The organism is Embleya scabrispora DSM 41855, assembly GCF_000372745.1.
Taxonomy (GTDB): Bacteria; Actinomycetota; Actinomycetes; order Streptomycetales; family Streptomycetaceae; genus Embleya; species Embleya scabrispora.
In genome coordinates, this window is the sequence record NZ_KB889730.1 from 232,855 (window position 1) to 259,469 (window position 26,615).

Below are 26,615 nucleotides of genomic sequence, written 5' to 3' on the forward strand. Positions count from 1 at the left end.
CGAAGGAGTGGATCCGCGCGACGGTCGCCGATCACCCTTGACCGGACTGTCGGTCGGCTTCAGGGCCGGCCTTCCAGTTCGGGGCGTTCGGCGTTGGCGAGGGTGACGTAGTCGTGCCAGTAGTCGCGCGCTCGTGTCTCTTTGGGGTAGCGCTCCTGGAGCACCTCGTTGAGTTCGCCGGCCACCAGGAGCAATGACGGCAGGGATTGACGCGCCGTCCGGAAGGCTGCGGATCCCACGGTCACCGCCTCTTCGAGCTCTCCCCCGCGCGCTGCGGTCACGCCCAGGGTCAGTCTCGCTTCGGCCATCCGCATCGGGGACCGTTCCACGCCGTTCGGGCCCGACCCCAGTCTCAGCACCTCGCGGGCATGTAAGGCCGCGCGGTCGTCATCCCGCAGCAGCCGGTACGCGTCCATCTCGTAGAAGTCCCACTTGTCCGGGTCGATGACGAAGTGATGTTCCGGGTGTTCCGGGCGCGGCATCCGGTCCAGCCGGGCCCGGCCCAGGTCGAGGGTGCTACGGACCATGCGTCCGTCGCCGAGGCGGCCGTACGCCTTGGCCTCTTGAGCGCAGAGCTGAACGCCGACCGAGTGGCTGGCGTCGGCCCGGTGGCCTGCCTCGACCGCCGCCAACACGTCGGAGTAGCGGCCCTGGGTGAGAGCGAACCATGCCTCCATTTCCCATGACCAGGCGGCGATCTCGCCATGGCCGGCCTCGATGCCGACGTTCAGGGCCGCAGCCCGGCTGACCTCGGCCATCCGGCGGTGCCCCATGTCGTACTCCAGGCAACCGCTCAGGAGGAACAACCACCCGACGGCGACCAATAGTTCACGGTGCTGGCGAAGCGTGGTCCGCCCCTCCAGGAGCCCGGTGACAAACCGGAGCCCCTGCCGAGCCTGACGATGCAATTCCGGCGCCGACATGTACGGGTACGCACGGCACAACCGATCGACCGACGCGGCGATGGCGTCGATGGCGGCCGGACCCACGTCGGTCTGCTCAGTGCGACGTACCAACTCCATCGCCTCCCAAAGGTCGGCCTCGGAACCGCCGGACAGGGCCTGGGTAGGTCCGTGGACTCTCTCCCAGTCGCGCGGCGCAAGTCCCATCATCGCGCCGGGGATTCGCAGACCATCGGCAATCTGCTCGAACTTCGCGTGTGAGGTGATGCGGCCGACACCTCGCGCGAGCGCGCCGACTCGTTCGGGCTTGATCTCACAAGCGTCGGCGATCTTTTGGAAGCTGATTCCGGCGTACTTCCGGGCGAGTGCGAAGACTGTCCCGAAGTCATGATCTGTGATCGCCTGGCGTGCGTCGTCTCGTTCGAGGAAGCGGGACGGTAGAGCCGCAGGTGATACCCAACTGGCCATGACTCGGGGACCCCCCGATTCGTGCTTGGTCGCACACAGTTGATCGGTGTTGAACACTGAGTTTACCCACGGTGGGTACCCCGGGAAGGGCTGACGACGAGATCTTGTAGCGGGGGAGGCTCGTCTGCATGGGAACAACACGGGCAGTGCGGGCGGGGATGCGGCATGTGATCAGGCGGGAGCCGCCGCAGAAGGAAGAGCGAGACGTCGTCTCGGAGGCGTGGTCGGAGGCGGATGGGCGGGTGAGCCCCGGGGAGCGGTGGCTGGGGGCTGTGCTTCGGGGGCCGGGGTGGGAGCCGATGTGGGTTCGGCAGCGGGCGTGGGAGTCGCATCCGGCAGCCGTGAAGGAAGCGCGGGCATTGACGTGGGCCGCCATGGCGGACTGGAACCTGCTCGAACTGACCGACGAGGCGATGTTGTGCACTTCGGAGTTGGCGACCAATGCCGTGGTGCACGCGATGATGCCGGATCAGCATGTGGACTGGTTGTGGCGGACGTTCACGGTGCGGTTGTCGTTTTGGCCCAAGCGGGCGGTGGCGATCGAGGTGCGGGATGCGGATCCGCGTCCGCCGGTGGTGCCGGGTCGGGGGGTGATGCGACCCTCGCCGGCGGAGCCGGAGCGGATCGGGGGGTCGTTGCGGGGGTTGCGGATGGTCGAGGCGGTGTCGGATTTCGTTTCGTGGGGGCCGGTTGCCACCGGTGGGAAGACCGTGTGGTGTCGGTTCGACCTTGAACCACGCGGATTGGCACGGCCGTTTGTGATGACCGGTAACCGATAGCTGAAGGTCCGTGGATCGATGACCATTCGAAGGGAACTCGACATGGGTGAGCACAAGAGTCCGATTCCGAGCGACGGGAACCAGCCCGGCCGGCCGATTCCGCCACCGATCCTTCCCGACAAGCCGCCGAATCCGGGAACTCCCAAGAAGGACAAGTGAGACCGTGGCGGATGCGACTGCGGAGCGCGGCCCCGCTCGCTTGCTTCGCCTTGTCGAGCAGGTGACGGGCCCGCTGCCGGTGCCGTGGCGGGAAGCTTTCGAGCACGTGCCTCGCGACGCGTTCCTGCCGGATGTGATCTGGCTGCGGCGGGCGGATGGGTTGCCCGATCACGAGCCCTGCGACCGGGCCACGGACCGGGACGGCTGGGAAAACGTGGCCTGGTCGGACGTACCCGCAGTGATTCAGGTCTGCGACGGCCGCGTACCCGAATCGAGTGAGCCGGCGTGGGCGTCGTCGTCGGTTTCGCAGCCGTCGATCGTCGCGGAGACGTTGCTGATGCTCGATGTGGAGGATCGGCATCGGGTTCTGGAGATCGGCACCGGGGCGGGGTGGTTCGCCGGGCTTCTCGCGCATCGACTCGGCGGCGAGAACGTCGTCACGATGGAGGTCGATCGCGAGTTGGCCGCTGCGGCACGTGGTCGGCTCGACGCGCTCGGACTGCGGCCCCTGGTCGTGGCCGGCGACGGTGCCGAAGGGTGGGCCGAAGGGGCTCCGTACGATCGGTTGGTCGGCACGTGCGCCGTGGCCCGCGTACCCCGGGCCTGGCTCGAACAGGTGTCACCGGGCGGCCTGATCGTCACGCCGTGGACCACGTCGTGGGCCGCGTACGGGAATCTCGTCCTGACGCCGCGTCAAGACGGGGGCGCCACCGGCCGGTTCGCCCACGGTGGCGCGTTCATGTCGCTGCGCGGTCACCGCTCCCGTGTGTATGACGTGACCGACGTCGTCGGATCGGGCGACGTACCCGACACGAGCAGTACCACCCTGTCTCCGTGGGACGTGGCCGGCGGGGACCGCCATGCCGAGGCCGTCATGGGCCTCGCCCTGCCCGGGTTGTGGACGCACTGGAACGACGACCCGGACGTGGACGGCGTGCGGTCCCGGCTGTGGGTCGGGGACGACGCGTTGACCTCGTGGGCCACGGTGGACTACGACGGTCGGCGACTCGACACCTTCCGGCTTCGCCAACACGGGCCCCGGCGGCTGTGGGACGAGGTGGCGGCGGCCTGGTCCTGGTGGAACTCGGTCGGACGCCCGGCCTTCGACACGTTCGGCCTCGACATCGATCCGGACGGCAGTCAGACGGTGCGGTGCGGAGCGCCGGACGGCCCGTCGTGGCCCGTCCCCTCGGCGGACTGACCGAAAGCGTCGGGTCCCAACCTCACCCGAAAGCCGCAGCCGGACCCGTGTCCGCGGGTCCGGCTGCGGAGGTGTGTCGCGGTCAGTTCTCCGGGTCCTTTACGAGCAGCAGCTCCGGCTCCGGGGCCGGGTCGACCTCGACCTCGATGCGGACGGACTCCTTGGGCGCGGTGTCCGTCGTGGGCTTGGCGCCGTTGCCGTTGCCGCCCGCGAGAAGTTGGCGGGCGATGCCCAGGCCCGTGCCGCCCATCGTCAGGGCCTTGGCGAACAGGTCGCCCATGCCGTCGCCGCCGTTGAGCAGGACCATGTGGTCCACATTGCCGAATGCCTCGGCGCCGGCCCGGACGATCTCCGGCCAGTTCTCCGCGAGTTGCTGGGCGACGACCGCCTCCTGGTTCTCCGCCAGCGCCGCCGCCCGGGCGGCGATCGCGGCCGCCTCGGCCAGGCCCTTGGCCTTGGCCGCCTCGGCCTGTGCCTTGCCGGTCGCCAGCGTGGCCTCGGCGGCGGCCAGCCCGCGCACCTTGGTCGCCTCCGCGTCGGCGATCGCGGCCAGTTCGGTCTCCCGGGCGCTCGCCTCGGCCGCCGAGATCCGCGCGTCGCGCTCGGCCTGGGCCCGGGTCCGGGTCTCGTACGCCTTCGCGTCGGCCGGCTTGCGGACGTCCGCCTGGAGCTGCTGCTCGCGCCGCATGGCCTCCAGCTCGGCCACCCGGGTCTCCTGGACCACCACCTCCTGCTTGGCTGCGGCATCCGCCAGCGGACCCGCCTGGCGCGAGCGCGCGGTGGCCTCGTCCCGCTCGGCCTGGTAGCCGGCCTGCTGGATCTCGCTGTCCCGGGTGGCCTGGGCCATCCGGGCCTTGGCGTCCTGCTCGGCCTCGGTGGCCTTGCGGGTGGCCAGTGCCTCGGCGATCCGCGCGTCCCGGATCACCGCCGCGGTGTGCGGCGCGGCCATGTTCTTGATGTAGCCGGTCGGGTCGTCGATCTCCTGGATCTGCAGGCTGTCCACGATCAGCCCGAGCTTTTCCATGTCCGACCCGGACGCCGCGCGCACGTGCGCGGTGAGCTTCTCCCGGTCGCGAATCATGTCCTCGACGGTCAATCCGCCCACGATCGAGCGCAGATGACCGGCCAGCACCTTGCGAACCCGGGACTCCATCTGCTTCTGCTGATCCAGGAAACGGCGGGCCGCGTTGGCGATCGAGACGTAGTCGTCGCCGATCTTGAAGATCACCACGCTCTGCACTCGCAGCGGAATGCCCTGGGTCGTGACACATTCGACCGAGAGTTCCGCTTCGTTCAGGTCGAGCGAGAGCTTGCGCACCGCCTGGACGAACGGCAGGACGAGCGTGCCGCGCCCGGTGACGATGCGAAAGCCCATGCCCTCGCCCAGGCCCTCGGTGTGGTGCCGGGAGCCGGAGATGACGAGCGCCTCGTTCGGCTCGGCGACGCGCCACATGAGTTTGAAGACCACGATCAGAATCACGAGCAGACCGAGCACGGCGAGCACGGTGTAGAGCACGGAGCATTCCCCCTTTGGCCTGTTCCGGAGTGTCCTCGCCACCGGTGTGGACGCCAAGAGGGAGCTCCCCAGGGGTGGTTGCCCCGCACCGGGACCCGCGTCGACCCGCCGGTCCCGCGTCCCTCGCCCCGCGCCCGCCGCTCCGCTCGACCTCAGCCGAAGGCCGCCGCCACGTACACCGTGCGCGGCGGCAGATACTCCACGATCACCACCAACGACCCCACCGTGTGTTCCTCGCCGGGCAGGGCCGAATAGGCGAGGAACGCCTCCACCCCACCGCGTACCTCGATCATGACCTCGCCCACCAGCCCGGGTCCGATTCCCCCGGTGACCTTCCCGCGTTTGCCGACCATGTCGCCCATTGTGTGGCCCAACCGGATCCCGACGGCGTGATCCGGCCCTCCCGCCCGCGGTGGATGGGAGAGCCGGCGCCGATCGTCGGTCAGCCGAGGAGGGTGGTGCCCTCGTCGGATGCCTCACGCAGGCGCGAGCGCATGAACGGCAGGATGCCCCGGTGCAGGATCGCCCGGCGCCATTCCTCGCGCGCCAGATACACCTCGACCTCGCCGGTCGGCCGGGCCCGATTGCGCGCGGCCACCGCCAGCATCGCCAGTCCCCCGATTGCCGCCGCCCCGAGCGAGATGCCCACGGCCGCGAGTGAGGCGAGCTGCATCGTGTGCTGCATGGACGAGTCCTCCACCGTGAGCGGCAACAGCACGTAGCCCACGATCAGGAAGACGACCGCCGAGATGCCGGCCACGATCACCGCCATCGCGGTGGCGAGCGCGAACCAGCCGAAGCTTTCGCCGGCCTCGATCATCGATGCGCCGAAGTCCTGACGGATCCCCGACTCGAAACGCTGCTCTGTACGTTCGTAGCGGTCGTACTCGTCGCGTGCCGCGTCCGCGATCGACGGGGTCGCGTCCAACGTGGCCGTCCGCAACTGCTCGACGTTCAGGTTGGGTACCGCCGCAAGACCGGAGAGGGTCTCCTCCAGGTGCAGCGCGTCATCGACGAACTGCTCGTACTGACGGCGGTGCTCGTCACTTCCAAACCAGTGTTGCATCGGATCCCCCGAATGAGGCCGCGCGGGTGTATCCCGCGTCCGCCGGGCCCGTCAGGGGACCCGTGCAAGCTGTCGGTGGATCAACGACCCGCAAAAGCACCTGACGGTGTCGAGGCGGATACCAATGATGATAAGGTGCCTCCCCGGCTTTTGGGCAGGGAGTTCCCTACGACTGCGGCTCTTCGCCGAGGTCGCCCAGGTCGTATACGCGACCCTGGGTCTCCTCCAACGCGCTGGGCAGCGCGCCCGATCGGGCGGTGCTCAGCGGCAGCCGCGCCACCAGGCACGGGCCGCCCAGGTAGATCCCACCGTCCAGGTTGACCACCTGCCCGTCCGCGTACACGCGCGGCTCGACGATCGTCGAGGGGTCCTCGCCCGTCTGGTACGGGATGGGGGTGTGGCCGTGCACGATCCGCCGGCCGCCCAACTCGCTGAGCAGGTCGGCCGCCGCGTACGGGCCGACCTCGCCCATGAAGGCGCCGCGTCGGGTCAGGTTGCGGAACAGGTCCCACCACGCGAGCGGCTCCGGCTCGCGCAGTATGTCCGCGACCGTGCCGTCCACCTCCTCGATGGTGTCGCCGTATTCGAGGTAGGCGTTGCTGTCCGAGTGGATCAGCAGGTGTCCGTCGACCACGGCCGCGACCGGCTGCGCGGCCAGCCAGCCGGCCTGTTCGTCGGTGAAGCGGTCCAGGTCGGACTGCATGCCGCCGTTGCGCAGCCAGATCTCCCGGAAGGTGGTCGAACCGCCGGCCACCGGGACGGGGTGGTCGCCGAAGCGGAATACCCCGAGCAGCAGGATCTCGTGGTTGCCCAGCAACATCCGGGTGCTGCCGCCGACCTCGGCCGATTCGCGGGCCAGCGACATCGCCAGTTCGACCACGCCGATGCCGTCCGGACCACGATCGGTGAAGTCGCCCAGGAACCACAGCCGGGCCCGGCCGCCGCACCAGTGCGCGTCCGCGTCGATCAGATCCCGGGCCCGCAAGGCGGCCTTGAGTTCCTCCAGATGACCGTGGACGTCGCCGACCACGTACAGCGGGGCGTCCTGCTCCGCTGCGGCGCCCATCGGGGCCGGTGTAGCCGAGACGTTGCTCACCAGAAGGGTCCTTTCCTCACGATCCGCACCACCGTACGGCGGCGATGCCGACACCCGTTGTGAACCAAGACGCACAACAGCCGGGTTCGGCTGCGGCTCACCCGGTCCGATTCGGATGATTCCAGGACCGTATCTCTCGTGCGGGCACGGCGGAACGGACCACGCTCAATTGTGCGTGCAGCCGTGCCGGTCCCACCCGGCGGCCCCGGCCCCGGTCGCCGGGCCGAGCGGGCGCACGCGGGTCAGCGTCGGGTGGAGGAGTCGCGCACGGACAACCTGGTGGGCACGGTGCGCTGGGCGGGCAGCAGCGACCCCGCCCCGGCGTCCTCGATCACGCCCACCAGCAGTTCCACCGCCCACGCGCCGGCCAGCGCCGGTTGCAGGCTCAGCGAGGTCACCGACGGGTCGGCCCCTTCGCCGCAGCAGGCCAGGAGCAGGTCGTCGGGCACCCGCAGCTCGCGCGCCCGGGCCGCGGCGAGCAATTCGGCCGCACAACCCTCGTGCAACCCGAATACCGCGTCCGGCGCCCGGTCCAGCAGCCGGGTCGCGGCGGCCCGGCCGGCGCCGGGGGTGCGCGCCTCGTACTCCTCGGTGATCGGCGGCACACCCCGATCCGCGCACCACGCGCGGTAGCCCGCGACGCCCTTGCCCGTGCCGGGCCCGTCGGCGGCGGCGAGCAGGCCGATCCGGCCGGCGCCGGCCTGGGCGAGATGGTCGAGCACACAGCGCACGGCGGCCACATGATCGTTGTCCACCCAGCCGTAGACCGGGGTCGAGCCGGGATGACCGCCGCTGACCACCGGTACCCCCCGGCGGAGCAGTTCGAGGACGAGCGGATCGTCGTCCACCGGATCGACCACGATCGTGCCGTCCAGTGCCACGTTGCCCCATACATCGTGCGGCGAGGAGGCGGGCAACACCACCAGCGCGTAGCCCAGATCCAGAGCGGTGGCGGTGGCGGAGCGAACCAGCTCGGCGAACCAGGCGAACTCGGTGAGGGCGAACGGCTCGGTCGAGCGCATGGCCGTGGTCAGCCCGAGCAGCCCGGACCGACCGGTGCGCAGCGTGCGTGCCGCGGCCGAGGGGCGGTAGCCCAGCCGGTCCGCGACCTCGCGTACGTGCAGCCGAGTCGTGTCGGGCAGTCGACCCTTGCCGTTGAGCGCGTCGGAGACGGTCGTGATCGACACCCCGGCTGCCGCTGCGACCTCCCGGATGCCCACCCGGATCCGCCGCCTCACACGCGGTACATCTGGCGCTGTCATCGTCCCGACAGTAGGCCGAATGCGCCGCCCTGGCCGGGTTCATGTCATTGCTTTACGAAGAAACGTATCGCCCCATACCTGCCCCTGAACGTTGGGCGAAGCTCCCGGTCCGCCCGACCGTCCACCACCGACCGGGCGGATCATAGAGTGAGAGGACCGGGACGTGCGCCCAGGCACCCCGACCAGTATGCGAGGAGGACGGGCGTGACCCAGCACAACGCCCCAGGCACGGACGACAGCGGCATTCCGAGGTTCCGGGCGGTCCTGGCCGAGGTGCCCGTCTACAAGGCGGGTCGACCGCCGGTGGCGGCGGAGGGTGTACCGGCGTACAAGCTCTCCTCGAACGAGAACCCGTACCCGCCGCTGCCCAGCGTGCACAAGGTGGTCGCCGACGCCGTCGGCGAGATGAACCGCTATCCGGACCCGGCGAACACGGAGTTGGCGCGGACGCTCGCCGAGCGGCTCGGGGTGCCCCCATCGCACATAGTGGCGGGCGCGGGCTCGGTCACGGTGGCGCAGCAGTTGGTGAACGCGACGGCCGGCGAGGGCGACGAGGTCGTGTTCGCGTGGCGTTCGTTCGAGGCGTACCCGCTCCTGGTGCTGCTCGCGGGCGCGACGCCGGTGGCGATTCCGCTGCTGGCCGACGAGAGCCACGACCTGGACGCGATGGCGGCCGCCGTCACCGAGCGGACCCGGCTGATCTTCGTGTGCAACCCGAACAACCCGACCGGCACGGTGATCCACCGCGCCGAGCTGGAGCGCTTCCTGGACCGGGTGCCGCGCGACGTGCTGGTCGTGCTGGACGAGGCGTACCGCGAGTTCATCCGCGACGAGCAGGTGCCGGACGGCCTGGAGATCTACCGCAGCCGGCCCAACGTGGTGGTGCTGCGCACCTTCTCGAAGGCGTACGGTCTGGCCGGCCTGCGGGTGGGCTTCGCGATCGCGCACGAGCCGGTCGCCGACCAGCTGCGCAAGACCGGGATGCCGTTCGCGGTCAACCGGCTCGCCCAGGTGGCCGCGATCGCCTCGATCGGCGCCGAGGGCGAACTCCTGGAGCGGGTCGACGCGTTGGTCGCCGAGCGGGAGCGGGTGCTGGAGACGCTGATCGGCCAGGGCTGGACGGTCTTCGACTCGCAGGCCAACTTCGTCTGGCTGCGGCTGGGCGAGCGCACGAACGAGTTCGCCGAGCTGTGCGAGGCGGCCGGGGTCACCGTACGGCCGTTCGCGGGCGAGGGCTGCCGGATCACCATCGGCGAGACCGAGGCCAACACGATCTTCCTGGAACAGGCCGCGCGGTTCATGGAGGCGTAGGCGGTCGCCGCCGGGCGCGCAGGTGTGGTCGCCCGTCGGCGTTTGGGTCCGTTCGGACCACTTCGAGCCCTCTCGGGTACCCCCCTCAAGGGGTGCCCGGGAGGGCTCGCTAATGTTTGTGAACGGATGCACAAGCTCGACTTTGTGAACCCATTCACAAAGTCTGGCTCGGTGAAGCCGCAGGTCCCTCCCGGTTCATCCGGGTTTGTTCGACGGAGTGTCGAGCGGGATGCGCGGGCGCGCCGTGTGCATCGTGAACCAAACGTGCGCTCGCGAGCGAGACACGACCGGCGATCAGGAGGAATGAGGGGCCCATGGACCTCGCCGTCGAAACACTCGACGTAGCCCGGTGGCAGTTCGGCATCACGACCGTCTACCACTTCCTCTTCGTCCCGCTCACGATGGGTTTGTCCATCCTGGTCGCGTGTCTGCAGACCGCGTGGGTGCGCACCGGCAAGGAGCACTACCTCCGGGCCACCAAGTTCTGGGGCAAGCTCTTCCTGATCAACTTCGCGCTCGGCCTGGTCACCGGCATCGTGCAGGAGTTCCAGTTCGGGATGAACTGGTCCGACTACTCGCGCTTCGTCGGCGACATCTTCGGCGCCCCGCTCGCCATCGAGGCGCTGGTCGCGTTCTTCCTGGAGTCGACCTTCCTCGGGCTGTGGATCTTCGGCTGGGAGCGGCTGCCGAAGAAGATCCACCTGGCCACCATCTGGGCCGCCGCGATCGGCACGATCCTGTCGGCCTACTTCATCCTGGCCGCGAACTCGTGGATGCAGCACCCGGTCGGATACAAGATCAACCCGGAGACGGGCCGCGCCGAGCTGACCGACTTCGTCGCGGTGCTCACCAACAACACCGCGATCGCCGCGTTCCTGCACATCCTCCCGGCCGCGTTCCTGGTCGCGGGCGGCTTCCTGATCGGGATCAGCTGCTGGCACCTGCGCAAGCGCAACGAGGTCGCGGTGTTCCGCCCCTCGCTGCGGCTGGGCCTGTGGGTCTCGGTGCTGGCGGGCGTGGGCCTCGCGCTCACCGGTGACATGCAGGGCAAGCTGATGTACGAGCAGCAGCCGATGAAGATGGCCTCGGCCGAGGCGCTGTGGGAGACCTCGAAGCCGGCGCCGTTCTCGATCTTCTCCTACGGCGACGTCAACAAGGGCCACAACAAGGTCGCCATAGAGGTCCCCGGCGCGCTGTCCTTCCTCGCCAAGAACGACCTGAACGCCGAACTCCCCGGGATCAACGATCTCCAGGAGCAGTCGGTGGTCAAGTTCGGCCCCGGCGACTACCGGCCCAACATCTTCGTCACCTACTGGTCGTTCCGGCTGATGATCGGTGTCGGCATGGTCACCGCGGGCATCGGCCTGGTCGGCCTGTGGCTGACCCGGCGCAAGCGCGACCTGCCGAGCAATCCGTGGGTGTACCGGATCGGTCTGTGGACCATCGCGTTCCCGTTCGCGGCCAACTCGTTCGGCTGGATCTTCACCGAGATGGGCCGCCAGCCGTGGTTGGTGTTCGGCGTGCTCAAGACCGAGGCCGGCGTGTCGCCCAGTGTGTCCACCGGTGAGGTGCTGACCTCGCTGATCGTGTTCACCCTGCTCTACGGCGCGCTCGCGGTGGTCGAACTGGGCCTGATCCGGCGCTACGTCAAGGCCGGCCCCGAGCCGATCAAGCCGCCCGTGAGCAAGGACCCCGACGATCCGTCGGGCGACGGCGAGGACACCGACCGTCCGCTCGCCTTCGCGTACTAAGGGGAGAGTGTGATGGGACTCAACGAATTCTGGTTCCTGCTGATCGCCGTCCTGTGGATCGGCTACTTCTTCCTTGAGGGCTTCGACTTCGGCGTCGGCATCCTGACCAAGGTGCTGGCCCGCAACGAGACCGAGCGCCGGGTGCTGATCAACACCATCGGCCCGGTGTGGGACGGCAACGAGGTCTGGCTGATCACCGCGGGCGGGGCCACCTTCGCGGCCTTTCCCGAGTGGTACGCCACCTTGTTCAGCGGCTTCTACCTGCCGCTGCTGCTGATCCTGGTCGCGCTGATCCTGCGCGGGGTCGCGTTCGAGTACCGGGCCAAGCGCGACGAGGAGCGCTGGAAGCGCGGCTGGGAGCAGGCGATCTTCTGGGGCTCGCTGGTGCCCGCGTTCCTGTGGGGCGTCGCGTTCGCGAACATCACCCGCGGGGTGAAGATCGACGCGAACAAGGAGTACGTCGGCAACCTGCTCGACCTGCTCAACCCGTACGCGCTGCTCGGCGGCGTGGTCACCACGGTGCTGTTCACCTTCCACGGCGCGGTGTTCGTCGCGCTCAAGACCAACGGCGACATCCGGGCCCGGGCCAACGCGCTGGCCGGGAAGATCGGCCTGGCCACCGCCGTGCTCGCCGCGGTGTTCCTGATCTGGACCCAGGCACAGCACGGCAACGGCCGCACCCTGGTCGCGCTGATCGTCGCGGTGGTGGCCCTGGCGGCCGCGCTGGCGATGAACCGGATCGGCCGCGAGGGCTGGGCGTTCGCCCTGTCCGGCGTGACAGTGATCGCCGCGGTGGCGATGCTGTTCCTGTCGCTGTTCCCGAACGTGATGCCCTCCAGCCTGGACTCGGCGTGGAACCTGACCATCCACAACGCGTCCTCGACGCCGTACACGCTCAAGATCATGACCTGGGTCGCCGGCTTCATGACCCCGATCGTGCTGTGCTACCAGGCGTGGACGTACTGGGTGTTCCGCAAGCGGATCAGCACCAAGAGCATCCCGACCAAACCGGCCTTCGGTGCCGCCGCGGCCGACCTGGTCGGCAAGTAGCAAACCGGAGCGCCGCGTAGCACCGCACCGAAGACGCACCGACGAAAGAGCGGCTCGTGAAGCCTGTAGACCCGCGCCTGCTGACCCACGCCCGTGCCACCCGGGGCTTTCTGGCCCTGACCGTGGTGCTGGGCACGGCGGGCGCGGGTCTCGTGCTCGTCCAGGCGGGGCTGCTCGCCCGGGTGATCGTGGCGGCCTTCGAGGAGGAGGCCGCGGTCGGCGACCTGTGGCCGGAGCTGGGCCTGCTCGCCGGTGTGATCGTGGCCCGCTCGGCGATCTCCTGGCTCACCGAGGTGATCGCGCACCGCACCTCGGCGGCGGTGAAGTCGCAACTGCGTTCGCGACTGCTCGCGCACGTGGTCCGGCTCGGCCCGGCCTGGTTGAACAACGAGCGCTCCGGCGAGCTGACCACGCTCGCCACCCGGGGCGTGGACGCGCTGGACGGCTACTTCGCCCGCTACCTGCCGCAGCTGATCCTGTCCGTCACCGTGCCGGTCGCGGTGCTCGCGCGGGTGGTGTTCGGCGACTGGATCTCGGCGGTGACGATCGTGGTCACGCTGCCGCTGATCCCGCTGTTCATGGCGCTGATCGGGATGGCCACGCAGAAGTACATGGACCGGCAGTGGACGGTGTTGAACCGGTTGGCCGGGCACTTCCTGGACGTCGTCGCCGGACTGCCGACCCTCAAGGTGTTCGGCCGGGCCAAGGCCCAGGCCGCGTCGATCCGGACGATCACCGACGACTACCGTCGGGCCACCCTGAAGACGCTGCGGGTCGCGTTCCTGTCCTCGTTCGCGCTCGAACTGCTCGCCACCATCTCGGTCGCACTGGTCGCGGTCGGCGTCGGCCTGCGCCTGGTCGACGGCGAACTGAGCCTGGAGACCGCGCTGGTGGTGCTGATCCTGGCGCCCGAGGCGTATCTGCCGCTGCGTCAGGTGGGCGCCGAGTACCACGCCAGCGTCGAGGGGGTGAGCGCCGCGGACCGGGTGTTCGCGGTCCTGGAGACCACACCGGATGCCCCCGCCACGACCGTGCCGGTGCCCGACCCGCGTTCGGCCGAGCTGGTGCTGACCGGCCTGACCGTGCGGCACGAGGGGCGGGCCGATGCGGCGCCCGCCGACTTGGACCTGACCGTGCGACCGGGCGAGACGATCGCGCTGACCGGGCCGAGCGGGTGCGGCAAGTCCACCGTGCTCGCGGTGCTGCTCGGCTTCACCCGGCCGACGGCGGGCCGGGTCACCGTGGGCGGCGTGGACCTGGCCGAGTTGGATCCCGACGCGTGGCGAGCCCGGATCGCGTGGGTCCCGCAGCGGCCCTACCTGTTCGCCGGCACGATCGGCGCCAACGTGCGCCTGGCCCGCCCGGACGCCGGCGACGCCGAGGTGCACGACGCGCTGGTCGCGGCCGGGGCGGCGGACTTCGTGGCGGCCTCGGGCGGTCTGGACGCGCCGCTGGGTGAGGACGGCGCGGGCCTGTCCGCCGGACAGCGGCAACGCCTCGCGCTGGCCCGGGCGTTCCTGGCCGATCGGCCGATCCTGCTGCTGGACGAGCCGACCTCGAACCTGGACGGCGCCGGCGAGGCGGACATCGTCGAGGCGGTCCGCCGGCTGGCGGTCGGCCGCACGGTCGTGCTGGTCGCACACCGGCCGGCGCTGCTGCCGCTGGCCGACCGGGTGGTGGCCGTGGGCACGGGAGCCGCGGCGCGGACCACAAAGGGCGCACACGCGGTGGGCACGGCGCGGGTGCTCCCGGCGGAGGTCGAGGCCGCGCGGGCGGCGGACGACGTCCCGGCCGTCGAGCAACCCTTGGTGTTTCCCCTCGCGGATCCGCCGGTCGCCGCCGGAGCCGGGCCCGGGCGCCGACTGCTCGCGCTGGCCCGGCCGTTGCGCGGGCGACTCGCGCTCGCGGTGTTGTGCGGGGCACTCGCGCTGGGCAGCTCGGTCGGCCTGATGGCCACGTCGGCGTGGCTGATCTCGCGCGCGTCGCAGCATCCGCCGGTACTCACCCTGATGGTCGCGGTCACCGGCGTGCGGGCCTTCGGCGTCTCCCGCGCGGTGTTCCGCTACGCCGAGCGGTTGATCGGGCACGACGCGGCGTTTCGGATCCTGGCCCGGTTGCGGGTGCGGGTGTACGAGCGCCTGGAGCGGCTGGCGCCGGCGGGGCTGCCCGCCTTCCGGCGCGGTGACCTGCTCTCCCGACTGGTCGCCGACGTGGACGCGGTCCAGGACTTCTTCCTGCGTGCGCTGTTGCCCGCTTGTGTGGCGGCCGTGGTCGGCGCGGGCGCGGTGCTCACCGTGGCACTGGTGTTGCCCGAGGCCGGCGCGGTGTTGCTGGTCGGTCTGCTGGCCGCCGGCGTGCTGGTGCCGTGGCTGGCCGGCCGGGTCGCCCGTCGGGCCGAACGCCGGGTCGCGGCGGTCCGCGGCGAACTCGCCGGCGCCGTGGTCGACCTGCTGCGCGGCACTCCCGAACTGATCGTGGCGGGCCGCGCGCCCGCCCGGCTGGCCGAGGTGGACGCGGTGGACGCGCGGTTGCGCGCGACCGAGGCGGGGCAGGCCCGGGGCGCGGGCGTGGGGGCCGGGCTGGCCGCGCTGGTGTCCGGCGCGACCGTATGGGCGTCCGCCCTGGTGGGCGTCGCCGCGGTGCACGCCGACCGGTTGAACGGTGTGCTGCTCGCGCTGGTGGTGCTCACCCCGCTCGCCGCGTTCGAGGCCACCGTCGTACTGCCCGCCGCCGGCCGGCACCTGGAGAGTTCGCGTCGCGCCGCGGCACGGGTGTTCGAGGTGATCGACGCGCCCGAGCCGGTCCACGAGCCGGCCGCGCCGCGCGCGCTGCCGGCTGCGCCGCGCCCGCTGCTGGTGCGCGACCTGCACGCGCGCTGGACCCCGGACGGCCCGCTCGCGCTGGCCGGCGTCGACCTCGAACTCACCCCGGGCAAGCGGGTCGCGGTGGTCGGGGCGAGCGGGTCGGGCAAGACCACGCTGGCCAACGTGCTGCTGCGCTTCCTGGACCCGGCGGCAGGCGGCGTGACCCTGGCCGGCGTGCCGATCACCGACCTGGCCGGGGACGACGTGCGGCGCGTGGTCGGGCTGTGCGCACAGGACGCGCACGTCTTCGACAGCTCGCTGCGGGAGAACCTGCGGCTGGCCCGCCCGGACTGCGACGAGGACGCGATGCGCGCGGCGCTGGCCCGGGCGCGGCTGCTGGACTGGGTGGACACGCTGCCCCAGGGGCTGGACACGATGGTCGGCGAGCACGGCGCACGGTTGTCCGGCGGGCAGCGGCAACGGCTCGCGCTGGCCCGCGCGCTGCTCGCCGACTTCGAGATCCTGCTGCTGGACGAGCCCGCCGAACACCTCGACCTGCCCACGGCCGACGCACTGACTGCCGACCTGTTGGACGCGACCCGGGGGCGGACCACGCTGCTGGTCACCCATCGGCTCACCGGGTTGCACGCGGTGGACGAGATCGTCGTGCTGGCCGAGGGGCGGGTGCGGCAACGCGGGACGTGGGGGCAGTTGAGCACCACGCCGGGGGCGTTCCGGGCACTGCTCGACCGGGAGTACCCGGCGGGGGCCGTCGCGGCGCGGGCGTGAGGCGGGTCGGGCCGCGCGGATCCGTACGCATGTGTCGGGGTGTGCGTCCGGCGCATGTGTCGGGCTGCGCGTCCGGGCACGTGTGGTCCGGGTGCGTGCGTGCGACCGGTGCGCGTGCATCTGCGTGTGCGGACCGGTACCTGTGATCCGTGGCGTGGGATCCGCACGCGTGTCCGGGATGTTTCCCCCCTTTCATCCCTATTTGCCCACGTAGGCTGCACCCATGGAGAACGCGACCGGCAACAGTGCCGACGGCGCCGACGAGCCCGACGGGACGGATCGGTCCGACCGCGAGCCCGCGGCGGCCGCGGGGGCCTCGCTCGGTCTGGACGACCTGGTGGCCGAGGTGGTCGAGCGGCTCGGCTCGGCGGCGGCGGCCGGGGATCGGCTCCAGGGTCTCCTCGAAGCGGTGGTCGCGGTCGGCGCCGACCTGGACCTGCACACCACGCTGCGCCGGATCGTCGAGGCCGCGGCCGACCTGGCCGACGCACGCTACGCCGCGCTCGGGGTGATCGGCAGCGAGCACAACCTGTCCGACTTCATCACCGTCGGCGTCACCGAGCAGGACCGCGAGCGGATCGGCGAACTCCCGCACGGACGGGGGATCCTGGGCCTGCTGATCGACCACCCCGAGCCGCTGCTGCTGGAGGATCTGACCCGGCATCCGGCGTCCTACGGCTTCCCGCCGAACCATCCCGCGATGCACTCGTTCCTGGGCGTGCCGATCCGGGTGCGCGACGAGGTGTTCGGCAATCTGTACCTGACCGAGAAGCGCGGCACGCCGGACTTCAGCGTCGAGGACAAGCAGGTGGTCCGGGCGCTCGCGGCGGCGGCCGGGGTGGCCATCGAGAACGCGCGCCTGTTCGAGAGCGCGGCCCGTCGGGAGAAGTGGATCATGGGCTCGGCGGACGTCACCACGGCGCTGCTGACCACGCAGGACCCGGACGAGGCGCTCGCCGTGGTGGCCGAGCGGGCACGCAGCCTGGCCGAGGCGGACTTCGCCGCGATGTACCTGCCTCAGCCGGACGGCTCCTACCAGGTCGAGGTCACCTCCGGCGAGGACATGGCGGGCCTGGGCGGCACGGTGGTCGCCCAGGGCAGCCCGATCGCGGAGGCGATCAACACCGGTCGCAGCATCTTCATCGCGGACATGAGCACCGATCCGAACGTGATGCTGGACCAGTCCCGCTGCTTCGGACCGGGCCTGTTCGTGCCGCTGATCGCCAACGAACGGATCCTGGGCGCACTCGAATTGGACAAGCGGATCGGCGCGGTCCCGTTCAACCGGACGGAGCGCTCGATGGCCCAGGCGTTCGGCGGTCAGGCGGCGATCGCGCTGATGCTGGCGAGCGCACAGCGCGATCGGGAACGGCTGGCCGTGTTCGAGGATCGCGACCGGATCGCCCGGGACCTGCACGACCTGGTCATCCAGCGGCTGTTCGCGACCGGGATGATGCTCCAGGGCGCGGCCCGATTGGCGAGGGTGCCGGCCGTGACCCTGCGGATCAACCAGGCGGTGGACGAACTCGACGCGACGATCCGCGAAGTACGCAGCACCATCTTCGCGTTGCATAACCCGCCGGGTGAGGGCCCGACCGGGCTCCGGGGTCGGGTGCTGCGCGAGGCGAGCGTGTCGGCCGCCACGCTCGGCTTCGAGCCGACGGTCACCTTCGCGGGCCCGATCGACTCGACCGTCTCGGACGAGGTCGCCGAGCAACTCCTCGCCGCACTGCGCGAGGTCCTCTCCAACACGTCCCGCCACGCGCACGCGTCCCGGGTCGAGGTGAGCCTGGTGGTGGCCGGCGGCACGGTCGAACTGACGGTCACCGACGACGGCGTGGGCATCCCGCCCGGCGGTCGGCGCAGCGGTCTGGCCAATCTGGCCGGTCGCGCGACGGAGTTGGGCGGCCGGGCGGAGTTCGGGCCGGGACCGGAGGGCCGCGGGACGACGGTGATCTGGTCGGTGCCGCTCTAGGTCGGCGGTGCCGGTGCCGGTGCCGCTCCGGGGCGGGGCCGTTCCGGTCGGAAATTGCCGAGCAGACGCTTGACACGCTAATGGCATGTACTTAAGTTAGAGGGCATAACAAACACTACTGGTCATCACGAGGAGTCGAGATGAATGCCATCGGCACCCCCGCCGCCGCCGATTCGGTCACCGAAATCGTGCTGCCGGGCATCGTCGAGCCCACCGGCCTGGAGGTCCGGGTGCGCCCGGTGTCGGAGCCCGCGGTCGGGGAGGTCCTGCTGGCGGTCGAGGCGTCGGGGGTCTCCTTCGCCGAGCAGCAGATGCGCCGCGGCAAGTACTACGACCAGCCGGCCTTCCCGTTCGTCCCCGGCTACGACCTGGTCGGCACGGTCCTGCGGGTCGGGCCCGACGGCGATGCCGCGCTGGTCGGCCGCCGGTTCGCGGCGCTGACCAAGGTGGGCGGGTGGGCGAGCCTGGCGGTGCTCCCGGCCGCCGACCTGGTCGAGGTGCCCGAGGGCGTCGACCCGGCCGAGGCGGAGACCGTGGTCGTCAACGGGATCACCGCGTGGCAGATGTTGCACCGCCGCGCCGGGATCCGCCGCGGGCAGACCATCCTGGTGCACGGCGCGAACGGCGGCGTGGGATCGACCCTGGTCCAGTTGGCCACGCGGGCGGGTGTCCGCGTCATCGGCACCGCCTCGCCGCGCCACCACGACGCGGTGCGTGCGCTGGGCGCGATCCCGCTGGACTACCGGGCCGCCGACCTGCCCGCGCTGGTGCGCGCGCACGCCCCGCACGGCGTCGACGCCGTCTTCGACCACGTCGGCGGCGAGGGCATCGTCGACTCGTTCGGGCTGCTCGCCCGCGGCGGCATCCTGGTCTCGTACGGGACGGCGGCCACCAAGAACGCGCCCGGCTCGTCCCGACTGCCCGTGCTCAAGCTGGTGGCCCGCCTCCTGTGGTGGCACCTGCTGCCCAACGGCCGGCGCACACACTTCTACAACATCTGGGCGGGCAAGCGCCGCCCGGCGACCTTCCGGGCCCGTCTGCGCACCGACCTGTCCGAGGTCTTCGCGCTGCTCGGCGCCGGCGCCATCACCGCCCAGGTCGCGGCCCGCATCCCGCTGAGCCGAGCCGCCGACGCACTCGCACTGGCCGAGTCGGGCACGGTCGCCGGAAAGGTCGTGCTGGTCCCGGACGCACTCTGACGCGCCGTCACCACCGCCGCCTCGACCAGGAAGAGGACTCCGCCGTGCACCTGAACCGCTCCCTCACCAACCCATCACACTGGGCAAGTGCGAGCCTGATGACGGCCTTTGCCTTCGGTTCGAGGCGCCTGGACTCGCCCCGGCCGTCTCGGTACGTACGGCGTCCCGGGCCACTGCCCGATGATCCATCGACTCGATACGGGAGCGACACCGAAGTGTCCAAAACGAACCCGAACGGTTCGGGGGTGTGGACATCCTCGCCGAAATCGGCGTTTCCGGTTGCCGCGCCACCGTCGCCGCGCGCTCCGCGGCCGAGTCGCGCCCCGCCGACTACCGCCTCTTCTCCGCCTTCCGGCGGGCCACATACGCCGCCGCCTGGGTGCGACGTTCCATGCCCAGCTTCGCGAGCAGGCTGGAGACGTAGTTCTTGACCGTCTTCTCGGCCAGGTGCATCTCGGCGCCGATCTGGCGGTTGGTCATGCCCTCGCCGATCAGGTCGAGGATGCGGCGCTCCTGGTCGCTCAGGGCCGCGAGGCGCTCGTCGCCGCGGGTGCCGCCGCGCAGGTGGTCCAGGACACGGGCGGTGGCCGCCGGGTCGAGCAGGGATTTGCCGGCGGCCACGTCGCGGACCGCGCCGACCAGGTCGGAGCCGCGGATGTCCTTCAACACGTAGCCGGAAGCGCCCGCCATGATCGCGTCGAACAGTGCCTCGTCGTCGGAGAAGGAGGTGAGCATCAGGCAGCGCACGTCGGGCAGTCGGGCCCGGATCTCGCGACACACCTCGACCCCGCTGCCGTCCGGCAGCCGCACGTCGAGCACCGCGACCTGCGGCCGGGTCGCCGGGATCCGTACCAGCGCCTCCGCGGCGGTGCCGGCCTCGCCGACCACGTCGATGTCGTCCTCGATCGCCAACAACTCGTGGACGCCACGACGGACCACTTCGTGGTCATCGAGGAGAAATACCCGGATACTTCCCTGATCGCTCACTTGTACAGGTTCGCATGTACACCGTCCGGGTGCCCGGTTGACGACTCCGGAAGGGTCGGGAAGGGCTCGACACGCGGTCATTTGTCGAAGAACGACAACCACTGCCGCCACGTTCGGGTCGGTCGCCACTACGTGCCGGCCGGACTGGTGGGTAACGTTGCGTTGTGCGGTTTCCGAACCGCATGCCTGTGCGCAGGTGCCTCCCGGATTCACCCGGGAATTCCTAGGAAATCCTAGGAAGTACAGCCACCAATCGCCGTGTCTGCACATCAAGGTAGCCGCGCACACCCCGCGCGGAACCGGGCCCGGCGATCCGGACCCGGTCCACGGCGACCCCGCGGACCGGACAGACGGAGGAGAGAACGTGGCAGTGGACAGTACGGACGGAACATTGTTTCCGCCCGATTCCGGAGCCGGTCCAGAACTGATCCAGTTGCTCACCCCCGAGGGCGAGCGCGTCGAGCACCCCGATTACTCGATCGACCTGTCCGATGACGAATACCTGGGTCTGTACCGCGACCTGGTGCTGGTGCGTCGCTTCGATGCCGAGGCCACCGCGCTGCAACGGCAGGGCGAACTGGGCCTTTGGGCCTCGCTGCTCGGCCAGGAAGCCGCGCAGATCGGATCCGGACGAGCCCTGAGTCCGAACGACTATGTGTTTCCCACCTACCGTGAACACGGTGTCGCGTGGTGTCGCGGCGTGGACCCGTTGAATCTGCTCGGTATGTTTCGGGGCGTCAACCACGGCGGTTGGGATCCGCGCGAGAACAATTTCCAGCTCTACACGATCGTCATCGGCGCGCAGACCCTGCACGGCGTCGGATACGCGATGGGCGTGCAACGCGACGGAAGCGATGGCGCGGTCGTCACGTATTTCGGTGACGGGGCCTCCAGCCAGGGCGATGTCAACGAGGCATTCACCTTCGCGGCGGTGTTCAACGCTCCCGTGGTGTTCTTCTGCCAGAACAATCAGTGGGCCATCTCCGAGCCCACCGAACGGCAGATGAAGGTGCCGCTGTATCGGCGCGCCGCCGGATTCGGCTTTCCCGGAGTTCGGGTGGACGGAAACGACGTGCTCGCGTGTCTCGCGGTGACCAGGGCGGCGTTGGCCCGGGCCCGGCGCGGCGAGGGCCCGATGCTGATCGAGGCGTTCACCTACCGAATGGGCGCGCACACCACCTCCGACGACCCGACCCGCTACCGGTCGAACGCGGAACTGGAGGAATGGCGGCTCAAGGACCCGATCGAGCGGCTCAAGTCGTACCTGCACAAGCAGGGCATCGGGACCCCCGAGTTCTTCGCGGCCCTGGAGGCCGAGAGCGAGGAATTGGGCAAGCGCGTACGCAACGGCGTGCGCACGATGCCGGACCCGGATCCGGTGTCGATGTTCGCGCACGTGTACGCCGATTCGCACACCCTTGTGGACCGGGAACGGGCCGAGTTCGAGGCTTATCACGCGTCCTTCGTCGACGCCGGGGAGGACGGGCACTGATGGCTCCCGCAGAGTCGACGGGCACATCCCGTCAGATGTCGATGGTGCAGGCGCTCAACACGGGGCTGCGCAAGTCCCTGGAGAGCGACCCCAAGGTTTTGATCATGGGCGAGGACATCGGCAAGCTCGGCGGTGTCTTCCGGGTCACCGACGGTTTGCAGAAGGACTTCGGCGAGGACCGGGTGGTGGACACCCCGCTGGCCGAGTCCGGCATCGTCGGCACCGCGATCGGCCTGGCCCTCGCGGGCTACCGGCCGGTCGTGGAGATCCAGTTCGACGGTTTCGTCTTCCCCGCGTACGACCAGATCGTCACCCAACTGGCCAAGATGCACGCGCGTTCGCTCGGCTACGTCAAGCTGCCGATCGTCATCCGCATTCCGTTCGGCGGCGGGATCGGCGCGGTCGAGCACCACAGCGAGTCGCCCGAGGCGTACTTCGCGCACACCGCGGGCCTGCGCGTGGTGTCGTGCTCGAACCCGGTGGACGCCTACTGGATGATCCAGCAGGCGATCGCCTCCGACGACCCGGTGATCTTCCTGGAGCCCAAGCGGCGCTACTGGACCAAGGCCGAGGTGGACACCGCCGCGACGCCGGATCCGCTGTACGGCTCCCGCGTGGTGCGCCCGGGCGGCGCCTGCACGGTGGTCGCCTACGGGCCGATGGTGGCGACCTGCCTGGAGGCCGCCGCGGCGGCCGCCGAGGAGGGGCGCGAGTTGGAGGTGATCGACCTGCGCTCGTTGTCCCCGCTGGACTTCGACGCGGTCGAGAAGTCGGTCAAGCGCACCGGTCACCTCGTCGTCGTGCACGAGGCCCCGTCGTTCCTGGGCATCGGCGCGGAGGTCGCGGCGACGATCACCGAGCGTTGCTTTTATCACCTGGAGGCGCCGGTGCTGCGGGTCGGCGGCTACCACACGCCGTATCCGCCGTCCCGGGTCGAGGAGGACTACCTCCCCGACCTCGACCGTGTGCTCGACGCCGTCGACCGCTCCCTGGCCTGGTGAGGAATCCCGTGTCCGAGGTGAAGAAGTTCCTGATGCCCGACGTCGGCGAGGGCCTCGAAGAGGCCGACATCGTCGTATGGCACGTCAAGGTCGGCGACGAGGTGAGCGATGGCCAGGTCATGGTCGAGGTGGAGACGGCCAAGGCCCTGGTCGAACTGCCGTGTCCGTTCGACGGGGTGGTGACCGAACTCCTGGCCGCCGAGGGCGACACGGTCGCGGTCGGCGCCCCGATCATCGCGGTGGCACCGAGCGGTACGCACGCGCCCACCGGCGCCGCGGCCGAGCCGGCCGACACTCGGGACGAGGCCCTCGCGGCGGACCTCGTGCCCGAACCGCCGGCACCCGAACCCGTCGCGGCCGCCGAGCCGGAGAAGAAGGACACCCGTACGGCGGTGCTGGTCGGCTACGGCGTGCGCACCACGTCCGGCCGACGGCGGGCCCGCAAGACGGACGCCACCGCGCCCGCGCCGGTGGTCCGCGCGGCCAACGGCTCGGGGCACGTCGGCCCGCCGACGTCGGGCTCGACCGCGGGCGGCTCGATGGTGCTCGCCAAGCCGCCGGTCCGCAAGCTGGCCCGGGATCTGGGCGTGGACCTCGCGTCGGTGCTCCCCTCGGGCCCCGGCGGAACGGTCACCCGCGAGGACGTGCACGCCGCCGCGCGCCCCGCCCCGGCCGCCGCCCCGGCCGTCTTCTCGGCGACCGGGCCCGGCGAGAGCATCGCGGGCGAGCGGCGGATCCCGGTCAAGGGGGTGCGCAAGGCGACCGCGCAGGCCATGGTGGCGAGCGCGTTCTCCGCGCCGCACGTCACCGAGTGGGTGACGGTGGACGTGACCCGCACGGTCAAGCTCGTGCGCAAGCTGCGCGAGTTGCCCGACTTCGCGGACACCAAGGTGAGTCCGCTGCTCCTGGTCGCCCGGGCGCTGCTCGTGGCGATCGCCCGGCACCCGGAGATCAACGCGTCCTGGGACGAGCCGAACCAGGAGATCGTCGTCCGCGATCGCATCAACCTGGGCATCGCCGCGGCGACGCCGCGCGGGTTGATCGTGCCGAACATCAAGGACGCGGGCGGCAAGAGCCTGACCGCGCTGGCCGGCGCGCTCACCGAGTTGGTGGCCACCGCTCGGGACGGGCGCACCTCGCCCGCCGACATGGCCGGCGGCACGGTGACCATCACCAACGTGGGCGTGTTCGGGGTGGACGGCGGTACGCCGATCCTCAACCCGGGCGAGGCCGCGATCCTGGCGGTGGGCGCGATCCGTGAGCAGCCGTGGGTGCACAAGGGCAAGATCAAGCCCCGGCAGGTGACCACCCTTTCGCTGTCCTTCGACCACCGCATGGTGGACGGCGAGTTGGGCTCGCGGGTGCTGGCCGACGTGGCCCAGATGCTGGAACGACCGAAGCTGCTGTTCGTCCGCGGCTGACGCGTCCGGCGCGGACCACCCGCGGCCGGCGAATCGCCCACGGGAGTACGGCCGGGCCCCTTTTCGGGGCCCGGCCGTATGTATGTCCGAGGGCGTCCCCTAATGTGTATGTACTGTGAAACCACCTGCGGACACAGCCCTCTCCCGGCCCGGCGGCGGAATCGCCTGGATCATGTGGGCGGTCGCGGCCTCGGTATACGTCGTCGCGGTGTTCCACCGCAGCAGTCTCGGCGTCGCCGGCATCGACGCGCAGGAGCGGTTCGGCGTCTCCGCGTCGCAACTCTCGCTGTTCCCGATGCTGCAACTGCTCGTCTACGCGGGCCTGCAGATACCCGTCGGCGCGCTCACCGACCGGTTCGGCGCCAAACGGGTGCTCAGCTGCGGTCTGGTGCTGATGACGGCGGGTCAGTTCACCTTCGCCTTCGCGCACGGGTTCGCCGGCGCCGTGCTCGCCCGGGTGCTGGTCGGCATGGGCGACGCGATGACGTTCGTCAGTGTGCTGCGGGTGGTGGCGGTGTGGTTTCCGGCGAACCGGGTCGCCGTGTTGACCCAGTTGACCGCGCTGCTCGGGATGGTCGGCAACCTCGCCGGCGCCACGCCGCTGGCCGGCGCGCTGCACGCGTTCGGCTGGAGCCGGACCTTCGCGGTCTCCGCCGGGGTGGGGGTGGCGGTCCTGGTCGTGGTGCTGATCGTGCTGCGCGACAATCCCGGCGCGGCGACCCGGGTGCGCCCGGCCGGCGGCCCGGGCATGTGGTCCCAGGTGCGCGCGGCGTGGGCCGAACCCGGCACCCGGCTCGGCCTGTGGGCGCACTGGGCGTGCGGCTGCCTGCCGCAGGTCTTCCTGATGTTGTGGGGCTTCCCGTTCCTGGTCGAGGGCCAGGGGCTGGCAAAGGGCACCGCGAGCGCCCTGTTGACCGTCGCGATCGTGATCAACATGTTCGCGTGCCTGGTGGTCGGCCCGCTGGTGACCCGCCGGCCGGGCAGCAGGTTGGCGCTGTGCGTGGGTCAGCCGATCCTGGCCCTCCTGCTGTGGGCGGCCGTGCTGATCCCGGCCGAGCCCTCGCCGCTGTGGCTGCTGGTCGTGCTCGCGCTGGTGATCGGCCCGGGTGGTGCGCTGTCCCTGGTCGGCATGGAGTTCGCCCGGGACGGCAATCCGGCGCAGCGGCTGGGCACGGTGTCGGGCATCGTCAACGTCGGCGGGTTCGCCGCCGCGACCCTGTGCCTGTTCGCGATCGGCCTGGTCCTGGACCTGGTCGAGCCGGGCGGCGGCGCGCACGGCCTGAACGCGTACCGCGTCGCGATGGCCGTTCAGGCCGTACCGCTGCTGCTCGGCGTCGTCCAGGTGCTGCGCTACGCCCGCAAGGTCGCCGGGCGAAGCCGCCGGGCCGAGCCGGTGTGCGTGGTGGCGGCGGGGCGCGCGCCGGAGCGGGAGAGCGTTCCCGACGCCGGCTGACGCCCCGCCCGATGTGCCGGCCACCCCATCCGAGGTGTCGACGGCGTCAGGGCGTGACGGCCATGTTGTCCAGGATTCGTCGCGCCAGATCGGGGTCGCCCTCGACCTTGACGTCGGCCCGGGCCGCGGCGACCCGGCCGCACATCAGCCGCACGAACGTCTCCCAGTCGGTGGAGACCATCACGAGCGGTCCCAGCGGAACCCGCCCGTCCAGCCGACCCCGGCCGTTCTCGTCGACGGTGACCGTGCGCATGAACTCCACCGGACCGTTCACGTCGAACACCACCGACGCGCCGGTGGGCGCCTTTGCGTCCTTGGCCACCACCCGGGCCAACCCGGTCAGCAGGAAATCGCGGGTGATCAGCGCGGCGGGCGAGTCCAGGTTGCCCGGCACCCCGATCGCGCGCCGCACGTCCTGCTCGTGCACCCATACGTCGAACACCCGCTGGGTGAGCAGGAACCGATACGGGACGCTGCGGCCCATGATGCCGCGCACCTCGTCGTCCGGTCCCCGGTCGGACTCGTCGAGCATGCGGCGTCGACGCAGGATCACGTACTCCAACTCGCCGGTCATCTCCGGTGAGGTGTGGCAGCGCCGCACGTCCACGGGAATCTCGGTGTAGCGGCTGAATTCGTCGTGCACGTGCCGCAGATCACGCGGCAGCGTGTGGATCGGTCGGGGATCGCCGAGCAGTTCCAGCTCGATCCCGATCACGTGCGACACGATGTCGCGGACCGACCAGCCCGGACATTCGGTCGCGCTGCTCCACCGGCCCTCGGTCAGGGTGGAGACCAGATCTTTGAGGGAGCGAATCGAGTGCTCCCAGGCGTCGGCGTGCGTTTTCAGGTCGTTGGTCACGAACTACCTCTTGTCGCTGCGTCACCGGTCGGCTGGACGGGTGCGACCGTTGCTTTGACGTGGTCCCGGATCCT

General features: G+C 70.7%; 21 protein-coding genes. 13 read left to right on the forward strand and 8 right to left on the reverse strand.

Annotated elements, in window-relative coordinates; all coding sequences use genetic code 11:
* Positions 1 to 59: 59 nt before the first annotated feature.
* Entirely contained in the window at positions 60 to 1,370 is a 1,311-nt protein-coding gene (locus tag A3IC_RS0148035) for an NsdA family TPR-like regulatory protein (RefSeq protein ID WP_026219595.1), read from the reverse strand.
* Positions 1,371 to 1,729: 359 nt separating this feature from the next.
* Between A3IC_RS0148035 and A3IC_RS0148040 the strand changes: the two genes are divergently transcribed.
* From A3IC_RS0148040 to A3IC_RS60880, 3 genes are read left to right on the forward strand one after another with little or no spacing between them, the layout of a single operon-like run.
* Positions 1,730 to 2,149: an ATP-binding protein gene (locus A3IC_RS0148040; protein ID WP_158696394.1), complete on the forward strand. Its 420-nt coding sequence runs from the start codon at positions 1,730 to 1,732 to the stop codon at positions 2,147 to 2,149.
* Between the two features lie 18 nt (positions 2,150 to 2,167).
* The gene (locus A3IC_RS69515) at positions 2,168 to 2,308 is read left to right on the forward strand and encodes a hypothetical protein (RefSeq protein WP_158696395.1); all 141 of its coding nucleotides are present in this window, start codon (positions 2,168 to 2,170) and stop codon (positions 2,306 to 2,308) included.
* A 4-nt stretch (positions 2,309 to 2,312) separates the two neighbouring features.
* The gene (locus A3IC_RS60880) at positions 2,313 to 3,509 is read left to right on the forward strand and encodes a methyltransferase domain-containing protein (protein WP_040878642.1); all 1,197 of its coding nucleotides are present in this window, start codon (positions 2,313 to 2,315) and stop codon (positions 3,507 to 3,509) included.
* 82 nt (positions 3,510 to 3,591) lie between these two features.
* Here the strand turns inward: A3IC_RS60880 and A3IC_RS0148055 are convergent, their stop codons facing one another.
* The 5 genes from A3IC_RS0148055 to A3IC_RS60885 form a co-directional block, all read right to left on the reverse strand.
* A complete protein-coding gene (locus A3IC_RS0148055) occupies positions 3,592 to 4,962 on the reverse strand; it encodes a flotillin family protein (RefSeq protein WP_079027173.1) in 1,371 nt (456 codons plus the stop codon).
* 215 nt (positions 4,963 to 5,177) lie between these two features.
* A complete protein-coding gene (locus A3IC_RS0148060) occupies positions 5,178 to 5,387 on the reverse strand; it encodes a hypothetical protein (RefSeq protein ID WP_020557202.1) in 210 nt (69 codons plus the stop codon).
* Positions 5,388 to 5,467: 80 nt separating this feature from the next.
* The gene (locus tag A3IC_RS0148065; protein ID WP_020557203.1) at positions 5,468 to 6,091 is read right to left on the reverse strand and encodes a hypothetical protein; all 624 of its coding nucleotides are present in this window, start codon (positions 6,089 to 6,091) and stop codon (positions 5,468 to 5,470) included.
* Positions 6,092 to 6,257: 166 nt separating this feature from the next.
* Positions 6,258 to 7,187 carry a metallophosphoesterase family protein gene (locus tag A3IC_RS0148070; RefSeq protein WP_158696396.1) on the reverse strand — a complete coding sequence of 310 codons (930 nt, stop codon included), beginning with the start codon at positions 7,185 to 7,187 and terminating at the stop codon, positions 6,258 to 6,260.
* Between the two features lie 242 nt (positions 7,188 to 7,429).
* Entirely contained in the window at positions 7,430 to 8,449 is a 1,020-nt protein-coding gene (locus A3IC_RS60885) for a LacI family DNA-binding transcriptional regulator (protein ID WP_040878694.1), read from the reverse strand.
* Positions 8,450 to 8,692: 243 nt separating this feature from the next.
* Between A3IC_RS60885 and hisC the strand changes: the two genes are divergently transcribed.
* From hisC to A3IC_RS0148105, 6 genes are all read left to right on the forward strand, one after another.
* Entirely contained in the window at positions 8,693 to 9,760 is a 1,068-nt protein-coding gene (hisC, locus tag A3IC_RS0148080; protein WP_026219598.1) for a histidinol-phosphate transaminase, read from the forward strand.
* A 314-nt stretch (positions 9,761 to 10,074) separates the two neighbouring features.
* Entirely contained in the window at positions 10,075 to 11,511 is a 1,437-nt protein-coding gene (locus A3IC_RS0148085) for a cytochrome ubiquinol oxidase subunit I (protein WP_020557207.1), read from the forward strand.
* A 12-nt stretch (positions 11,512 to 11,523) separates the two neighbouring features.
* Entirely contained in the window at positions 11,524 to 12,561 is a 1,038-nt protein-coding gene (gene cydB, locus A3IC_RS0148090) for a cytochrome d ubiquinol oxidase subunit II (protein ID WP_020557208.1), read from the forward strand.
* A 56-nt stretch (positions 12,562 to 12,617) separates the two neighbouring features.
* A complete protein-coding gene (cydD, locus tag A3IC_RS0148095; RefSeq protein ID WP_020557209.1) occupies positions 12,618 to 16,154 on the forward strand; it encodes a thiol reductant ABC exporter subunit CydD in 3,537 nt (1,178 codons plus the stop codon).
* 223 nt (positions 16,155 to 16,377) lie between these two features.
* The gene (locus A3IC_RS0148100) at positions 16,378 to 18,129 is read left to right on the forward strand and encodes a sensor histidine kinase (protein ID WP_020557210.1); all 1,752 of its coding nucleotides are present in this window, start codon (positions 16,378 to 16,380) and stop codon (positions 18,127 to 18,129) included.
* Positions 18,130 to 18,269: 140 nt separating this feature from the next.
* Positions 18,270 to 19,328, forward strand: a complete 1,059-nt coding sequence (locus A3IC_RS0148105; RefSeq protein ID WP_020557211.1) for a medium chain dehydrogenase/reductase family protein — start codon at positions 18,270 to 18,272, stop codon at positions 19,326 to 19,328.
* A gap of 330 nt (positions 19,329 to 19,658) precedes the next feature.
* On the opposite strand, the gene A3IC_RS0148110 is transcribed toward A3IC_RS0148105, so the two are convergent.
* The gene (locus tag A3IC_RS0148110) at positions 19,659 to 20,315 is read right to left on the reverse strand and encodes a response regulator (RefSeq protein ID WP_026219600.1); all 657 of its coding nucleotides are present in this window, start codon (positions 20,313 to 20,315) and stop codon (positions 19,659 to 19,661) included.
* Positions 20,316 to 20,679: 364 nt separating this feature from the next.
* Here A3IC_RS0148110 and pdhA point away from each other — a divergent pair, with 364 nt between their 5' ends.
* The 4 genes from pdhA to A3IC_RS0148130 all read left to right on the forward strand — a co-directional run bounded on the left by pdhA (position 20,680) and on the right by A3IC_RS0148130 (position 25,682).
* A complete protein-coding gene (pdhA, locus tag A3IC_RS60890; protein ID WP_052174129.1) occupies positions 20,680 to 21,807 on the forward strand; it encodes a pyruvate dehydrogenase (acetyl-transferring) E1 component subunit alpha in 1,128 nt (375 codons plus the stop codon).
* A 35-nt stretch (positions 21,808 to 21,842) separates the two neighbouring features.
* On the forward strand, positions 21,843 to 22,808 hold the full coding sequence (locus A3IC_RS0148120; protein ID WP_020557214.1) for an alpha-ketoacid dehydrogenase subunit beta: 966 nt from the start codon (positions 21,843 to 21,845) through the stop codon (positions 22,806 to 22,808).
* Between the two features lie 32 nt (positions 22,809 to 22,840).
* Complete coding sequence (locus tag A3IC_RS0148125; protein WP_052174136.1) at positions 22,841 to 24,229, forward strand: dihydrolipoamide acetyltransferase family protein; 1,389 nt, start codon at positions 22,841 to 22,843, stop codon at positions 24,227 to 24,229.
* A 115-nt stretch (positions 24,230 to 24,344) separates the two neighbouring features.
* Positions 24,345 to 25,682, forward strand: a complete 1,338-nt coding sequence (locus A3IC_RS0148130; protein WP_026219601.1) for an MFS transporter — start codon at positions 24,345 to 24,347, stop codon at positions 25,680 to 25,682.
* Between the two features lie 46 nt (positions 25,683 to 25,728).
* On the opposite strand, the gene A3IC_RS0148135 is transcribed toward A3IC_RS0148130, so the two are convergent.
* Positions 25,729 to 26,541 (reverse strand): maleylpyruvate isomerase family mycothiol-dependent enzyme, encoded by an 813-nt coding sequence (locus A3IC_RS0148135; protein ID WP_020557217.1) that lies wholly within the window; start codon positions 26,539 to 26,541, stop codon positions 25,729 to 25,731.
* Between the last annotated feature and the right edge of the window lie 74 nt (positions 26,542 to 26,615).

Bases quoted from the DNA above. Each gene is read 5' to 3' on its own strand.
- A3IC_RS0148035 (WP_026219595.1), bottom strand. From the start codon at position 1,370: ATGGCCAGTTGGGTATCACCTGCGGCTCTACCGTCCCGCTTCCTCGAA.
- A3IC_RS69515 (WP_158696395.1), top strand. From the start codon at position 2,168: ATGACCATTCGAAGGGAACTCGACATGGGTGAGCACAAGAGTCCGATT.
- A3IC_RS0148055 (WP_079027173.1), bottom strand. From the start codon at position 4,962: ATGTGGCGCGTCGCCGAGCCGAACGAGGCGCTCGTCATCTCCGGCTCC.
- A3IC_RS0148060 (WP_020557202.1), bottom strand. From the start codon at position 5,387: ATGGGCGACATGGTCGGCAAACGCGGGAAGGTCACCGGGGGAATCGGA.
- A3IC_RS0148065 (WP_020557203.1), bottom strand. From the start codon at position 6,091: ATGCAACACTGGTTTGGAAGTGACGAGCACCGCCGTCAGTACGAGCAG.
- A3IC_RS60885 (WP_040878694.1), bottom strand. From the start codon at position 8,449: ATGACAGCGCCAGATGTACCGCGTGTGAGGCGGCGGATCCGGGTGGGC.
- A3IC_RS0148085 (WP_020557207.1), top strand. From the start codon at position 10,075: ATGGACCTCGCCGTCGAAACACTCGACGTAGCCCGGTGGCAGTTCGGC.
- cydB (WP_020557208.1), top strand. From the start codon at position 11,524: ATGGGACTCAACGAATTCTGGTTCCTGCTGATCGCCGTCCTGTGGATC.
- A3IC_RS0148100 (WP_020557210.1), top strand. From the start codon at position 16,378: ATGGAGAACGCGACCGGCAACAGTGCCGACGGCGCCGACGAGCCCGAC.
- A3IC_RS0148105 (WP_020557211.1), top strand. From the start codon at position 18,270: ATGAATGCCATCGGCACCCCCGCCGCCGCCGATTCGGTCACCGAAATC.
- A3IC_RS0148120 (WP_020557214.1), top strand. From the start codon at position 21,843: ATGTCGATGGTGCAGGCGCTCAACACGGGGCTGCGCAAGTCCCTGGAG.
- A3IC_RS0148125 (WP_052174136.1), top strand. From the start codon at position 22,841: ATGCCCGACGTCGGCGAGGGCCTCGAAGAGGCCGACATCGTCGTATGG.